Origin of the sequence: Pseudooceanicola profundi, from assembly GCF_050897955.1 — a bacterium.
Classification (GTDB): domain Bacteria; phylum Pseudomonadota; class Alphaproteobacteria; order Rhodobacterales; family Rhodobacteraceae; genus Pseudooceanicola.
Genome location: NZ_JBPAXZ010000001.1, coordinates 2,457,750 through 2,471,587, shown reverse-complemented (window position 1 = coordinate 2,471,587; position 13,838 = coordinate 2,457,750). Strand labels below are relative to the sequence as shown.

Annotated in this window: 15 protein-coding genes; 1 reads left to right on the top strand and 14 read right to left on the bottom strand. The window is 65.2% G+C overall.

Annotated features, from left to right (window positions below):
* Positions 1–84 precede the first annotated feature (84 nt).
* Complete coding sequence (locus ACRARG_RS12380; protein ID WP_432690320.1) at positions 85–1,059, bottom strand: sugar ABC transporter substrate-binding protein; 975 nt, start codon at positions 1,057–1,059, stop codon at positions 85–87.
* A 165-nt stretch (positions 1,060–1,224) separates the two neighbouring features.
* Between ACRARG_RS12380 and ACRARG_RS12375 the strand changes: the two genes are divergently transcribed.
* Positions 1,225–2,262 (top strand): LacI family DNA-binding transcriptional regulator, encoded by a 1,038-nt coding sequence (locus ACRARG_RS12375; protein WP_432690319.1) that lies wholly within the window; start codon positions 1,225–1,227, stop codon positions 2,260–2,262.
* A 110-nt stretch (positions 2,263–2,372) separates the two neighbouring features.
* Here the strand turns inward: ACRARG_RS12375 and ACRARG_RS12370 are convergent, their stop codons facing one another.
* From ACRARG_RS12370 to ACRARG_RS12310, 13 genes are read right to left on the bottom strand one after another with little or no spacing between them, the layout of a single operon-like run.
* A complete protein-coding gene (locus tag ACRARG_RS12370) occupies positions 2,373–2,879 on the bottom strand; it encodes a DUF3299 domain-containing protein (protein ID WP_432690318.1) in 507 nt (168 codons plus the stop codon).
* Positions 2,870–3,379, bottom strand: a complete 510-nt coding sequence (locus ACRARG_RS12365) for a DUF3299 domain-containing protein (RefSeq protein WP_432690317.1) — start codon at positions 3,377–3,379, stop codon at positions 2,870–2,872. The genes ACRARG_RS12370 and ACRARG_RS12365 overlap by 10 nt, the downstream gene beginning before the upstream one ends.
* Positions 3,376–4,626 carry an ABC transporter permease gene (locus ACRARG_RS12360; protein WP_432690316.1) on the bottom strand — a complete coding sequence of 417 codons (1,251 nt, stop codon included), beginning with the start codon at positions 4,624–4,626 and terminating at the stop codon, positions 3,376–3,378. The genes ACRARG_RS12365 and ACRARG_RS12360 overlap by 4 nt, the downstream gene beginning before the upstream one ends.
* On the bottom strand, positions 4,623–5,315 hold the full coding sequence (locus tag ACRARG_RS12355; protein WP_432690315.1) for an ABC transporter ATP-binding protein: 693 nt from the start codon (positions 5,313–5,315) through the stop codon (positions 4,623–4,625). Before ACRARG_RS12355 ends, ACRARG_RS12360 begins: the two co-directional genes overlap by 4 nt.
* Complete coding sequence (zrgA, locus tag ACRARG_RS12350) at positions 5,312–5,959, bottom strand: zinc uptake protein ZrgA (RefSeq protein ID WP_432690314.1); 648 nt, start codon at positions 5,957–5,959, stop codon at positions 5,312–5,314. The genes ACRARG_RS12355 and zrgA overlap by 4 nt, the downstream gene beginning before the upstream one ends.
* Before the next feature lie 41 nt (positions 5,960–6,000).
* Positions 6,001–7,443 carry an ABC transporter ATP-binding protein gene (locus ACRARG_RS12345; RefSeq protein ID WP_432690313.1) on the bottom strand — a complete coding sequence of 481 codons (1,443 nt, stop codon included), beginning with the start codon at positions 7,441–7,443 and terminating at the stop codon, positions 6,001–6,003.
* Complete coding sequence (locus ACRARG_RS12340; RefSeq protein WP_432690312.1) at positions 7,440–8,252, bottom strand: ABC transporter permease; 813 nt, start codon at positions 8,250–8,252, stop codon at positions 7,440–7,442. The genes ACRARG_RS12345 and ACRARG_RS12340 overlap by 4 nt, the downstream gene beginning before the upstream one ends.
* Positions 8,249–9,178 (bottom strand): ABC transporter permease, encoded by a 930-nt coding sequence (locus tag ACRARG_RS12335; protein WP_432690311.1) that lies wholly within the window; start codon positions 9,176–9,178, stop codon positions 8,249–8,251. The genes ACRARG_RS12340 and ACRARG_RS12335 overlap by 4 nt, the downstream gene beginning before the upstream one ends.
* Positions 9,175–10,674, bottom strand: a complete 1,500-nt coding sequence (locus tag ACRARG_RS12330; RefSeq protein WP_432690310.1) for an ABC transporter substrate-binding protein — start codon at positions 10,672–10,674, stop codon at positions 9,175–9,177. The genes ACRARG_RS12335 and ACRARG_RS12330 overlap by 4 nt, the downstream gene beginning before the upstream one ends.
* A complete protein-coding gene (locus tag ACRARG_RS12325) occupies positions 10,671–10,961 on the bottom strand; it encodes a DUF6525 family protein (RefSeq protein WP_432690309.1) in 291 nt (96 codons plus the stop codon). Before ACRARG_RS12325 ends, ACRARG_RS12330 begins: the two co-directional genes overlap by 4 nt.
* Entirely contained in the window at positions 10,958–11,590 is a 633-nt protein-coding gene (locus tag ACRARG_RS12320) for a DUF1826 domain-containing protein (RefSeq protein ID WP_432690308.1), read from the bottom strand. Before ACRARG_RS12320 ends, ACRARG_RS12325 begins: the two co-directional genes overlap by 4 nt.
* Positions 11,587–12,801 carry a GTP-binding protein gene (locus ACRARG_RS12315; RefSeq protein WP_432690307.1) on the bottom strand — a complete coding sequence of 405 codons (1,215 nt, stop codon included), beginning with the start codon at positions 12,799–12,801 and terminating at the stop codon, positions 11,587–11,589. Before ACRARG_RS12315 ends, ACRARG_RS12320 begins: the two co-directional genes overlap by 4 nt.
* Complete coding sequence (locus ACRARG_RS12310) at positions 12,798–13,715, bottom strand: NAD(P)/FAD-dependent oxidoreductase (protein WP_432690306.1); 918 nt, start codon at positions 13,713–13,715, stop codon at positions 12,798–12,800. Before ACRARG_RS12310 ends, ACRARG_RS12315 begins: the two co-directional genes overlap by 4 nt.
* Between the last annotated feature and the right edge of the window lie 123 nt (positions 13,716–13,838).

The window sequence follows — 13,838 nt, the reverse complement described above, 5'->3', positions numbered from 1 at the left end:
CGTGAGTGGTGGCGCCCGGGTGCCTGCAGCCCGGACAGGGGTCCGGCGGACAGGCCGCCGGACCAGTCTGGCACCTGAGAGAGGTTAGCGGGTGCCTTCAGCGACGCCGGCCATTGTGGCTTCTACGTTCTCGCTGCTGATGATGCCCGGACCGGTGAGGATCTCACGGGTCGGGACAGTCAGGCCGTAATTGACGTATCCGTTCAGGATCGACACGGCCAGAAAGCCTTGGTGATAGCCCTGCTGGTCGATGGCGCAGGCCATCTTGCCGTCCTTGATGTTCTGAAGGATCGTCTCGTCAAAATTGATGCCGCAGATCGCAACCTGGCCCATCTTGCCGGACTGCTGCACACCCGACACGGCCGAGTTACTGTCGACATTGCCAACGGTGAAGACGGCGTTGATCTGCGGGTTCTGCAGCAGATGCGCCCGTACCGCCTGCGCCACGGCCGTGGCCGAGCCGAAGGAGGTCGCCGGCAGCGGCAGGACGGAGCCTTCGCCCCCCGCCGCGGCGATGCCGTCGGTGAAGCCCTTGCAGAAGTTCTCCACATTGGCCGCGCCCGGCAGGGTGTTGATGCAGACACCGTTGGTATTGCCCTGCTCCGCCAGGTATTTGCCCCCGGCTTCGCCAGCCTTGTAATCGTCGGAGCCCACGTAGTTCATCGCGTCCAGCTTGTCGGCCGCAGCCAAACCACCGGCATTGTAGATGACCAGCGGGATACCGGCCTCACGCACGGCCATAAAGGCGGGGTCCATGGCCTCAGGCACCCAGTCGGGCCCGACGATGGCATCGGCGCCCTGGTCGATCGCCTGACGGATCAGTTCCGCCGCATCGACGCCGAGGTTGTCGTAGTTCTGGGGCCCGAGCCAGGTGACAGACCCGCCCTGCGCTTCTGCCACGATGCCGGCGTCTTCGGCGCCGCGCTTTACGATGGACCAGAACGGATCGTCGGGTTTGCCGCCGATGACGAAGATGTCGGCGGCAAAGGCCGTGCCGGCTGCAAAGGTGAATGCGGCGCTCGCGAGCAGGGCCCGACCGAGGTGAGACTTAACGTTCATAGAGATACCCTCCCAATTCCTGAAACTCTGGCCAACCGCTCCTCCGGCGACCGAGTTGAAGAGGTTTTACAGGAGGTTTATTCAAAAATGAATTGGATATGACATGTATTGACACAATCATATCATTTTGTTTCATATCATTTTGACACGATCAGAGGCAAGCGCATGACAAAACGGGCAACAATCGCAGATCTGGCGGAACAGTCCGGCGTCAGCGTTTCGACCGTGAACCGCATCCTTGCAGGCGCAACCAACGTCCGCGCCGCCACGATCGAACGCGTGCAGGAGACGGCGGAACGGATCGGCTTTTATGGCGCCGGTACGATTCTCGCCCGGCGTGAAGGTGCCCTGCCGCAATATCGCTTCGGCTTCCTCCTGCAGCAGTCCACGCGCGAGATCTATCGCATCTTCGCCGACAGGATCCGCGACGCCGCGGCAGAGCGGCGGGACGAGAAGATTACCTGCCTGATCGATTTCGTTGACCTGCTGGAGCCCGCGAATATCGCCATGCGTCTGCGCGCCCTTGGCGAGGCCTGCGATGCCGTGGCAATCATCGCCGCCGACCACCCCCTCATCAATCAGGCCATCCGGGAGCTGCACTCCAAGGGAAAGCCGGTCGTCACTTATATTACGGACCAGTCCGCCCCGGAACGCGCCGCCTATGTCGGGACCGACAACTGGAAGCTGGGCCGGACAGCAGCCTGGTTCATTTCACAGATGCGGCCCGCGCCCGGACGTGTGGCCGTGTTCATCGGGAATCACCGCTATCAGTGTCAGGACGTCGCCGATGCCAGCCTGAGGTCGTACATCCGCGAACATGCACCGCATCTAGTTGTCGAAGACAGCCGTCCGACGAGGGAGGAAGCCAGCGAAGCCTACAGGATGGTAAAAGATATGCTCGCCACTCATGACGATCTTGCCGGGATCCTGATTGTCGGCGGCGGTATTTCCGGGATCCTCCGTGCTCTGCGCGAAGTCCCGGCAGAGCGGCGAAAAGACATCAAGGTCATCTGTCGCGATATCGGCCCGGAAACCCGCAAGGGTCTGTCCGAAGGCATCGTGACCGCCGCCCTGTGTCATCCTCTGGAGCCAACCTCGTCCGCCTTGATCGAAACGATGGTCGAAGTCGCGACCAGCAGTTCGCTGGACAAGACAATTCAGAAGGCCATCCCGTTCGAGATTGTGACGCCTGAAAACATCTGACGTTCTGCTGACCGTCTGCTCCGGCACGATACCGGCTGCTCCAAACCCGCAAGGACCGCTTTTCCCGTGAGCACCCAGTCCGCCACCTACTGTCGCCGCAAAGGCATCGCTCAGGACGGGTACGGTACAATCGCATCGGCAGACAGCGCGTAGCCGATCTCGGCCAGCTGGGTCGAGGTCGATGCCGTCCCGAACATTCCCGTCACCGTCACAGGTTCAAACATGCCGGCGCTTTTGTATGGTTTGGCGGTGGTGACAAAAACCAGCTGATTGGCCGGCGGCGGGGGAACATGGACGCAGGCCCCCACATATGGAACCAGGATGAACGCCGTGACGCCGGTGCCTGCGTGGTCAATCGGTACGATGAAGCCCGACATGCGGACGGTCGCTCCGTTCCAATCCGTGCGGATACCGGTGGAGATCGGTTGACGCGCGGCTAGGTCCGCTTCGTCATGCGGGATGAGACCCTGCAAGTTGGCCGGCAGGCTATGATCGTCCACTGGCAGCAGATCGCGCCAGTCAAGATCGACCACCGTTTCCGCAAAACTTCGGCCCGCGCAGCCCGCGGCAGCGAGGCCCAGCAGGACAGCGCGGCGAGATGGGGCAGCTATTGCCACTTATAGACCTCGATTTTTTCGGCCGCGATCCGATAGCCGACCTCGGCGATCTGCGTCGACATTGCCTTGGCGGACAACCGACCCGAAACCCAGACCGGATCCCACATGGACTCGCTCGGCCAGGGCGTGTCCGTGGTGACAAAGACCAGCTGGTTCGGCGGCGGCGGCGGCGTGTGGATACAAGCCCCAACATAGGGCACCAGCATGAAGCTGGTCACCCCTCCGGAGCCGGTGTCGAACGGGATGATATACCCCGGCAGTTTCACCGGTTTGCCGTCGAGCGTCGTGTTCACCATACTCGCGTTCTTGTCGAACTGTGGCACCCAGGTATCGTTGATCGCGTCGATCTGACCGGGGCCGATGATCTCGCCATATGGCACGCCCTCCGGGATCAGATCTTCCCAAGCGATTTCGCGAAATGGACTGGCCAGCGCACGCCGCGGAAGCAGGGCCGCTGCGGCGACAACCATAAAGTCGCGTCGGGTTGGGTTGCGTGTCATATCCTCACCATCATGCCATCGGCGAGCGACAGGCGATAGGCCCTTAACGCCGGCAATAGGCTGGCAACCGCCGCTGCCACGATCACACCTGCGAGAACGGACAGTTCCCTGGCCGACGGCGGATCGATCGACAGCCAGAGGCCGAAGGCGCTGTCGACCACGGGCTGCGCGACGAACAAACCAGCGTAAAGCAGCGCCAGCCCGAGAACCGCCCCGATGGCCGCCATAAGCGCGGCTTCCAGAACCAGCAGACCGAGGATCGTTGCAGGTCGCGCGCCCATGGCCCGCCAGATCGCCATTTCCCGCCGCCGTTCGTTGAGGGAGGAGAAGATCATCGCCATCATGCCCAACAGCGCCGTGACCACGACCATGGCGGAGACCCCGATCAGGGCGGTTTCAGCGACCCCGACGATCTGCCATAGCTCCTGAAGGGCGACGCCGGGCAGGATCGCCAGCAGCGGCTCCTCCGGATATTCGTTGATGGCCCGCTGCAGACCGAAGATCTGGAGCCGGGACTTCACTCCGACCAACGCCGCGGTCACGGCCGAGGGGGTCAGGTCCATCTGCCGGATGCGCTCAACGGGCGTCGTCTGGCCCGGGATCTGCGCGCCGGATTGCCAGTCGACATGAATCGCCTCGATCGCCTCAAGGCTGACGATCACGGTGCGGTCCACCGGGGTGCCGGTGCGGTCGATGATCCCGGCAACGCGGAAGGGCTGATCGTCATGTTCGGTGAAACTGGCCAGCCCATGGGACACGACAATCGGGTCGCCGACCTGATAGCCGAGGGTTGCAGCGACCTCTGCGCCAATTACGGCATCATAGAGATCTTCGAGCCCGCGCCCCTGACCAACGACAAGCGACCGGCCACCGCGATACCTGTAATGTTCGAAAAAGGCCCGCGTCGTGCCCATCACGCGAAACTGCCGGTGGCTGTCGCCAAGCGAGATCGGGACAATCCAGTCGACCTCCGGTCGCGCGGCGATGTCCTGATAGCTCTCCCATGTCACGTTGTTCGTGGCATTGCCGATCCGGAAGACGGAATAAAGCAGCAACGGGACCGATCCGGACCGCGCGCCAACGATCAGATCAGTGCCCGAAATCGTATCGGCAAAGCTGGCCCGCGCCCCGGTGCGGACCTTTTCGACGCCAAGGAACAGGGCGACCGACAGGGCGATGGCCAGGATCGTCATCCCGACGGTCAGCGCCCGCGCCATCAGCGAGCCAAAGGCAAGACGCAGGATCATGCGGCCCGCCTTTCCGTCTGAACAATCTCGGTCAGGCGTACCACCCGGTCGAACCGCGCGCCGAGGCGTTCATCATGGCTGACCATCAGCAAGGATGACCCCGTCGCGGCGATCCGGTCAAACAGCAGGGCGAGGAAGGTGTCTTGTGTCGCGGCATCCAGGGCCGAGGTCGGCTCGTCCGCGACGATCAGCGGCGGTTGCCCGATCAGGGCGCGGGCCACGGCGACCCGCTGCTGCTGACCGACCGAGAGCCGCCCGGCGATTGTGCCGGTGATCCCGTCAGGCAGGCCGAGAGCGCTGCACAGGGATGCGGCCTCGTCCGGCTTGGCGCGCTTGCGTCGGTCCGGGGCAAAGCGCAGCGGCAGCAGAATATTGTCCGACACGCTGGCATAGGGCAGCAGGTTGAACTGCTGGAAGATCACCCCTATCCGTTCGGCCCGGAACCGGTCGCGCGCTCCGGCCCGCAGGGTCGATAGGTCGGTCCCCCCGACCTCTACCCGTCCCCCATCGGCCGTGACAATGCCGCAGATCAGCGACAGCAGGGTCGACTTGCCCGACCCGCTTTCGCCCAGAAGCAGGACGCTCTCGCCCTGTTGCATTTGGAAATCCGGCACCGACATTCCGAACGACGTCCGCCCCGGCCAGCGGAAGCGGACATCGTTCAGAACCAAGGCCGCCTGCGTCGTCATTCCAGCGTCAGCTCGGGCGCGGCGCGTGTGATTTCGGCCTGACCGGCCCCGGTTTCGGTAACATATTGTGCCTCGATCTCCTGCGCGTTTTCAAACTGGTCAAAGAACGGGAAGGCGATCGTGGTCAGGGCGTCCTCGTCTTCGCAGGCGAAGGCATAGCTCACGTGGAATTCGCTGTGCTGGGCGTCGTCGGCGTGCCCCTCATGATCGTGGTCGTCTTCGGCATGGTCTTCGTCATGATCGTGGTCGTGATCATGGCCTTCCCCGGCATGCTCCTCGTGATCATGATCCCCGTCCATATGCGCATCCGCATCATCATGGTCATGATCGCCGCCATGCAGATGGGCGAGCACTTCCGCCAGCCGGCAGCCGGCCGCGGCAGGCAGGGTCACGACATTCTCAGGGATCAGCAATGCGCGGATTGCGGTCTCAACCGCGTCCTTGTCCGCCTCGGACGTCGCTTCGTATTCAAAGCCGACGATGTCCATACCGGGTGAGAGGATGTTGATCTCGACCTTGCCATGTTCGACAGCGATTTCGGCCTTTGATACGCCATGCACATGGGCCTCCATCTCGCGGGTTTCCTGTGCCAGCGCAGGCGCGGCAAGCGAGGTGGCGGCAAGAGCCAGAAGGATCGGTTTCATGTTGGGTCCTTTCGATGGTGATTGATGGAAAATTTGCGCGATCATTGCAACGCCCCGACGACCTGCGGCGTGGTCACATCCCTGTTGGTCGTTTTGGGGCCAATTGGCAGAACCTGCTCTGCCGTCCGTGCGACCAGCGCCGGGTCATGGCTGACCAGCATGATCGCGCAGCCTTCGGTCGTTGCGGTTTCACAGAGCAGGTCGATCACCTGTTTTTGCGTGATCGGATCGAGGCGCGAGGTTGGCTCATCCGCGAAGATGAACTTGGGACGAACGAGCAGCAGGCGCAGCAGGGCCAGCCGCTGAAGTTCTCCGCCGGACACGGCATCGGGCCTGCGGGTTAACAGCACCGGAGCGAGCCCGAGGCGCGGCATCAGCGCGTCGATCCGGGCCTGTGACTGACCATGGCGGCGGGCGACGTCTGCAAGCGTTCGCCCAAGGGTCCGGTGACGCGGAAAGGCTGCGACCGGGTCCTGATAGAGTTTCTGGAAGGCGGTGGCGGCCAGCCCCTCGGCCCGCTCCACCTGGCCGGCGGCGGGGCGGAGCAGCCCAAGCGCCACATCGCCAAGCGTGGACTTGCCACAGCCGGACGGGCCGGTAACGCCAAGCATGCGCCCTTCGGTCAGCTCGAAGGAGAGGTCTGAGAAGAGCTCCGCCCCGCCACGGTCTGCGGCCAGTCCGGTCACAGTCAGCACGGGTGCGCCCGCCGCCGCTGGTTTCCGTCTGTCCCAGTTTTCCGGGTCCGCAGCGATCAGGTCGCGGGTATAGGGCTGCGCCGGCGCCGCCATTACGTTCCCGGTTGGACCGGACTCGACCACACGGCCGTCGCGCAGGACGATCATCCGCCCGCCGATCCGCCGCGCCAGCGCAAGATCGTGGGTGATGACCAGCAGACCACCGCCCCGCGCAAGTTCAGCCAGCAGCAGATCCGCAACCTCGTCCCGTCGCGCGGCGTCCAGCCCTTTGGTCGGTTCATCCGCGATGACAATCCGCGCGCCCCCGGCCCGCGCGGCGGCGATGGCCACGCGCTGCGCCATGCCGCCCGACAACTCGTGCGGGTAGCGGGGACCGGCACCGGTCAGGCCAAGACGATCAAGGTCGCCCGCCGCCTGTGCCCGCGCCTCCGCTGTCCCCAGACCTCGCACCAGCCGATGTGCCTCTGCCACTTGGCCGCAGGCCCGCATCAGCGGATCGAGCGACAGCCAAGGCTCCTGCGGCAGCACGGCGATCTGACGACCCCAGAGCGGGCGGAACCCCTCAGGCCGCGCGGCATCGAGAAGGTGATCTCCCAGGGCCACCCGGCCGCGCGCGGTCAGGTCCCGCGGCAGGGTGCCCATGATCGCCTGAGCCAGAAGCGATTTGCCCGACCCGGTTTCGCCCAGGATCACCAGCGGCTCTCCGGCCTCAAGGCGCAGCGAGACCGGATGCAGGATCGGCGTGCCGCCCTGCGACACAGTGATGTCTTCGGCTTTCAGAAGGGTCATGTCTCGCGGCTCCCGGCTAACAGGGTAAGGCCCAGAAGCAGGGCGAAGGTGGCGATGACGGGCGAGAGCAGCGCCAGCGGTGCCTCGCGCCAGTAAGGCAGCAGTTCCACCATCATCAGCCCCAGTTCCGGTGTCGGGGCCCGCATGCCGACATGCACGAAGCCAAGCGCGGCGATGGCCATGATCGCCGTCGCGGTGCCGAAGGCGGCGGCGGTCAGCATCATGGGCGCGATTTCCGGCCAGATGTGGGTGCGGAAGACATAAGTCGGACCGAAGCCCAGAAGGCGCGTGGCCTGCACGGCGGGAGAGGCCAGAACCGCGCGCGTGGCGGCGCGGGTCAGGCGGAAGAATTCGACCCAGAGCACCAGCGACAGCCCGGCCCAGAAGCCAAGCGCCGTGCCCGGCACGATGGCCAGCACGATCAGCACCAGCAGCAACCCCGGCAGCGCCAGCAGTGCATCGGCCAGGGTCGTCAGGATGCGGTCGGTCCAGCCTCCACGCGCCGCCGCCAGCGTGCCAAGGGCCAGCCCCGCAAGCCCGGCGGTCAGAACGGCCGCGATGGCAATGGCGGGCGACAGGCGTAGAGCATGGGCCAGCCGGTGAAAGATCGACCGGCCGAGGTGGTCATAGCCAAGGGGTGCCCCCGGCTCCGGCCCCGACAGCGCCTTGATCAGCGACTGGGCGAAGGGATCGCCGGGCACGGTCAGCGGGCCGATCAGCGCAAAGACCAGCACGGCAGCCACCAGCGCGGCCCCGGTCCAGCGGACAGCAAATCCAGCGGGCCGTGGGATCATCACAGCGTCGGTCATGCCGCCCTCCTTGGATCGATACGCCCCGTCACAAGGTCGATGACGGCGTTGATCAGCACAAAGCTCAGCCCGAGGCACAGCGCCGTGCCCTGCACCATCGGCACGTCGCGGGAAAAGATCGCATGCACCAGCGCATGGCCGATGCCGGGCCAGCCAAAGACCGCCTCCACCACCACAACGCCTTCGACAAGCGTCACGAATTGCAGGCCGAGATAGGTCAGCAGCGGGACCGAGACATTGCGCAGCCCGTGGCGGAGCAGGGTCTGGCGCGGGGTCAGCCCCTTCCACTGGGCAAAGCTGTAGAATGGCATTGCCCCGATCCGCGCCATGGCATCCCGTGCAATCCGTGCATTGACCGCAGCCAGCCCGAGGGCCAGCGCCAGCGCGGGCAGGATAAAGTGTCGCGCCTCACCATGCCCGGCGGCGGGCAGCAGGCGGAATTGCACCGACAGGATCAGGATGAGGATCAGCGCCATCAGGAACTGCGGAACCGCTTTCAGCCCGGTCGACACGACCAGAAGCACCCGGTCGAACACGCCACCGGGCCGGAGCCCCGCAAGGATGCCCAGAGGCGGCCCGAGGATCAGCGACACCAGCACCGCGGCCCCGGCCAGTGCCATCGACGCGCCCAGCTGATGCCAGATCTCGGCGATCACAGGCCGGCCGGTGACCAGCGAGGTGCCGAAGTCCAGTCGCAGCAGATCGCCCAGCCAGCCGACAAAGGCGGGCAGCGCAGGACCGCTCAACCCCAGTTCGTCGCGCACCGCAGCGGCGGCGGCACTATCGACATTGTCGTACCCATACCGCCCGGCGGCGATGCGATAGGCGGCATCGCCCGGCAGGCTGCGCATCATGGCGAAGGTGGCGGCCCCGATCAGGACCGCCACCATAAGAGCCTGTATGCCCCGCGTGACCAGCGTCTTCATTGCGCCAGCTTCAGGTCCTGAAGGCCAAAGGTCCGTTCCCACGGGTCGATCACCGTGCCCTCGACTCCCTTGGCCACGGCCAGCGTCTGGCGATACCAGGCAATCGGAATGATCGGCAGCTCGGTCTGCAGGATCTCGGCGATCCGGGCGCGCTCTGTATCTCCGCCGTCGCCCCGTGCAACGCTGCGCGCCATTTCGACGATCTCATCGTTCTGCCAGCCCATGGCGCCCCAGTCGCCGGTCGGGGCGTAATCCGACAGGACCGTGCCGACGGGGTTCGGGATCAGGCCGAAGTTGCGTGCGATCAGGCCAAGGTCCAGCGAGCCGTCCGCATGGCGGGAGGTAATTTCCGACGAATTTGTCGTGTCGATTGTCAGCTCTACCCCGATCTCGCGGAACTGCTGTTCCAGCACGGCGGCAACCAGCGGCAGCTCCGGCCGGTCGGGATAGGTCGTCAGGGTCAGGGCAAAGCGCGCGCCGTCACGGGTCAGGACACCGTCACTGCCTTCGGTCCAGCCCAGATCAGCCAGAAGGGATTTGGCTGCCTCAGGGTCATAGGCCAGCGGTGCGAGGCTGTCGTCATGCCAGCCCCCGACCGACGGCGGGAAGAGCTGCGTCGCGCCTTCGGGATAGCGCAGAACGGCCTTGGCGATGCCCTCGCGATCGATGGCCAGCGACAGCGCCTTGCGGGCCTCCGGTGCGGACAGGGCGGGATGGCTGGCGTTCACCTTGATCATCAGGGTGCGCGGAATGGCGACGGAATGGACCGTGGCCGCATCCGACATGTCCAGTCGCGCGACCGAAGCCGGGTCGAGGCCAAAGACAAAATCCGCCTCGCCGGATTCGGCCATGAGTGCGCGCGTCTCCACCCGGCTGACGGCGGCATAGCTGACATTTGGCACATGCGGGGCGGTGCCCCAATAGTCGGCAAACGCCTCGGCCTTCAGGCTCAGCGGCGGGGCCATATCGGTTACTTTGTAGGGGCCGGTGCCGATGATCTCGACCCCCGCGCCATCCGCACCGTACGCGGCGGGCGCGAGGATCTGCGCGCTGTAATGGGCGAGGTAAGCCGGGAGCGCGGCAAATGGGTCCGACAGGGTGATGACGAGCATGCCATCACCGGCCTCGATCCCGGTCACAGGCGTTTTGGCAAGCGGGCCGGGCTTGCCCATGGCAATGGTCAGGGCATTTGCCACCGCGTCAGCCGTCATCTCGTTCCCGTCGTGAAACTTGACGCCGTCGCGCAGGGTAACGGACCAGGTCAGACCGTCCTCAGAGGCCATCCACTCCGTGGCGAGGCCGGGCGTCAGCGCGCCCTCGGGGTCAGCATTGACCAGCGTCTCGGCCACACCCATGCGGGTAAAGATGTAGCCGGAGGTCGAGGGCTCTGCCGACTGGATTTCGAACTGCGCGACCACGTCGAGCGTGTCATCGGCCAGAACGGGCGGCGCGACCGCGATCAGGGCTGCGGCAAGAATTGCCAGGGGGTGTTTCATGGTCTGTGATCCTGTTGATCGTTCAAAGGGGCGCGGCTCATGGCGGGTGGCGAGAGCCGGTCGCGGGAAAGGGTCAGCTGTTCGGCCCGATCGAGCCGGTCGAGGATGTTGTCGGGGCTTTCACCTTTCGCCCGGGCTTTGGCCCAGATCCGGTGACAAGAGACGGGCGACCAGGGCAGCACGGCCTGTGCCATCCAGGCGCGCAGCGGGCGCGGCAGGGCATCATAGGCCTGCATCGGATCCGGCCTGCGGCGGCGGCGCAGCGAGGAGGAGATGTTGCGTTTCACGCCTCCTCCTCCGGGTCGTGGACGGGATCGAGCGCCAGCATCAGGCGGGTTTCGCCCGTGCCTTCGATCGGTGGTGACCGGTGCAGCAGGCCCGGATCGGGTCGCGCCGGCCAGATCGTACCGCGCATGACAAAGGGCGCGCCGGTGGGGACAGTGTGGATGACCTCAGGCTCCCCCCTGTCTGAAAACCCGTATTGCGTGCCGGTGCCCCGGTAGGTGCAGACCAGACGCGCGGTCACCCGGTCGATGTGGAAGCGGCGGCAGGCATTGCCTGTCACCACATCCAGCCGTAGCCGCAGCCAGGGCGCGCCCGTGACCCCTGCAAAGATGTCCGCAAGCGCGGCGATATCGTCGATCAGCCGGTCCCGTTCCGGCCCTTGGGGCGTGCCTGCACTGTCACAGGCTTGCGTCACAAAGGACCGCGCCGCGTCGGGCCGCAGAATCGCCCGCACCCGCGGCAGGTCAGCCGGGTCCAGCGCGTCGATCCAGTGCTGGAAGGAGGCCAGAGGCCGGCGCTGCCAGATCAGGGCCGCGACACCACGGCCCCGGATCAGCGAGACATCGGATGGCGCACCGACGGTCAGCACGCCGGCCTGCGCCTCGGCAGAGATCGCGCGGAGCGCCGTCACGCCGCCGTTCTCCGCCAGGCCGGGAAGGGATCGGGCAGGTCCGGCAGTGCCTCGGGTCCGGGCGCGATGTGTTCGGGCACCAGCGCCCCGTCCAGCCGCGCTTTCAGCGCCGGCCAGTCGATACCCGCGCCGATAAAGACGATCTCCTGCCGCCGGTCGCCCCAGGGTTCCTGCCAGTGCTGCGCCAGATAGGCGCGGGCGCCGTCGTGATCGGGGTGCCGGTCGCGGGGGATCGTTGCCCACCATTGGCCCAGAGGCGTCACCGATGACAGGGCACCGGCCAGCGAGAACTCCGCCACCCATTCGGGGCGTGTCGCGATCCAGAAATGTCCCTTGGCACGGATGACCCCGGGAAGATCGCCGTTCAGGACGGCCATGACCTTGGACGGGTCGAAGGGCTGGCGGGCGCGGTAGACGTAGGAGGTCACGCCATATTCCTCGGTCTCGGGCACATGGTCGGCAAAGCCATAGAGCTCCTTGGCCCACATCGGATGTTCATGCGCCTTTTCGAAATCGAAAAGTCCGGTGTTCAGGATCGTCCCGGCTGAGACCTCCGACCGGTCCGTTTCGATGATCCGGGCGTCGGCATTCAGGCTGCGGATGATCTTGCGCGCGGCATCCACCTTGTCGGGTCCGGCATCCGTGACCTTGTTCAGGATCACCACGTCGGCAAATTCGATCTGATCGGTCAGCAGATGGACCAGCGTGCGCTCGTCCTCATCGCCCAGGGTCTCTCCCCGGTCGCTCAGGAAATCGTGGCTGGCATAGTCGTTCAGCAGGTTCACCGCGTCGACCACCGTCACCATCGTGTCGAGCCGCGCGACATCCGACAGGCTCTGCCCGGCTTCGTCGCGGAAATCGAATGTGGCTGCAACGGGCAGCGGTTCCGAAATCCCCGTGGATTCGATCAGCAGGTAGTCGAACCGCCCTTCCCCGGCCAGCTTGCGCACCTCCTGCAGCAGGTCGTCGCGCAGCGTGCAGCAGATACAGCCGTTGGACATCTCGACCAGGGTCTCGTCGGTGCGCGACAGTTCGGTGTCGGCCCGGACCAGGTCGGCGTCGATGTTCACCTCGGACATGTCATTGACGATGACGGCAACGCGGCGCCCGTCGCGGTTGTTCAGGACGCGGTTCAGCAGGGTTGTCTTGCCCGCGCCAAGGAAACCAGACAGGACGGTCACGGGAAGGCGGGGGTCAGCGGCGGTCGTCATGCGGCCTCCTTTTCAAGTGCTGGAATGAAATCGGGAAAGAGCAGCGACTGGTGGCAGCCCGCACCGGCGCGGGCTCCGTCGCCAACAGCGAAGTTGACGTTCCACATCGGCGTGGCCAGATCACCCGCGGCAAAGACACCGGGGATGTCGGTCTGCTGCATCGGGCCGGTGCGGACAAACGCGCCCATGGGACCGTCGGACAAGCCGACGCCAAGACGGTCGGCCGGGGATGCAGTCAGGTTGATCCCCGGAGCGGTGAAGATGGCTGCGAAATCGGCCTCTGGCCCGTCCGCAAAGCAAACCTTTATACTGTCGCCGGGCATGAGCTTGAGAGGCATCCGCGATTCGACCCTGATGCCTGATGCCGCCAACGCCCGTTGATCAAGGCCGTCGACGCCATTTACCAACATAGTGATATCCTCGCTCCAGTCGGCACGGAGCATGTGCGCCTGATGCGCCGCCATCGGGCCCGTCGCGAGAACTGCGAGAGGCCGGCCCTTCACCTCGTACCCATGACAATAGGGGCAATGCAGTACGGTGCGTCCCCAGGCCTCGGCGAGGCCCGGCAGATCAGGGAGGATATCCTGAACGCCATGCGCCAGAACAATCCGGCGCGTCCGGACGGACCCTGTGGCCTTTGCCGTCACCAGGAAAGCATCGATTTCGCCCGATATCTTGTCCACAAGGTCGTTTGTGAAACGCACGGTCGGATAGCCGGTCAGGTCATCGCGAAACCGCGCCAGAATCTCAGCCGGCGATACGCCGTCCCATCCCGGTACGCCGTGGGCGGCAGGAGACATCCGGTTGCGCGGACGACCATCGTCAAAGATCAGCACAGATCGGCTCGCCCGGGCAAGCTGCAGTGCGGCGCTCAGACCTGCGAAGCTTCCTCCGATGATGACAGCATCAAACATGGCGCAATTTCTCCCTGTCCGGTCGCGTGGACGCCGGGGTGGTTCATTTTGGGGATCGGGTGAAAGACGAGGTTTTGGACGACCACGACGCACAGCTCGATCAATGCAACGTATGTTATAACG

Excerpts from the sequence above, each read along its gene's own strand:
- ACRARG_RS12380 (WP_432690320.1), bottom strand. The coding sequence starts at position 1,059 with ATGAACGTTAAGTCTCACCTCGGTCGGGCCCTGCTCGCGAGCGCCGCA.
- ACRARG_RS12375 (WP_432690319.1), top strand. The coding sequence starts at position 1,225 with ATGACAAAACGGGCAACAATCGCAGATCTGGCGGAACAGTCCGGCGTC.
- ACRARG_RS12365 (WP_432690317.1), bottom strand. The coding sequence starts at position 3,379 with ATGACACGCAACCCAACCCGACGCGACTTTATGGTTGTCGCCGCAGCG.
- ACRARG_RS12360 (WP_432690316.1), bottom strand. The coding sequence starts at position 4,626 with ATGATCCTGCGTCTTGCCTTTGGCTCGCTGATGGCGCGGGCGCTGACC.
- ACRARG_RS12355 (WP_432690315.1), bottom strand. The coding sequence starts at position 5,315 with ATGACGACGCAGGCGGCCTTGGTTCTGAACGATGTCCGCTTCCGCTGG.
- zrgA (WP_432690314.1), bottom strand. The coding sequence starts at position 5,959 with ATGAAACCGATCCTTCTGGCTCTTGCCGCCACCTCGCTTGCCGCGCCT.
- ACRARG_RS12345 (WP_432690313.1), bottom strand. The coding sequence starts at position 7,443 with ATGACCCTTCTGAAAGCCGAAGACATCACTGTGTCGCAGGGCGGCACG.
- ACRARG_RS12340 (WP_432690312.1), bottom strand. The coding sequence starts at position 8,252 with ATGACCGACGCTGTGATGATCCCACGGCCCGCTGGATTTGCTGTCCGC.
- ACRARG_RS12335 (WP_432690311.1), bottom strand. The coding sequence starts at position 9,178 with ATGAAGACGCTGGTCACGCGGGGCATACAGGCTCTTATGGTGGCGGTC.
- ACRARG_RS12330 (WP_432690310.1), bottom strand. The coding sequence starts at position 10,674 with ATGAAACACCCCCTGGCAATTCTTGCCGCAGCCCTGATCGCGGTCGCG.
- ACRARG_RS12315 (WP_432690307.1), bottom strand. The coding sequence starts at position 12,801 with ATGACGACCGCCGCTGACCCCCGCCTTCCCGTGACCGTCCTGTCTGGT.
- ACRARG_RS12310 (WP_432690306.1), bottom strand. The coding sequence starts at position 13,715 with ATGTTTGATGCTGTCATCATCGGAGGAAGCTTCGCAGGTCTGAGCGCC.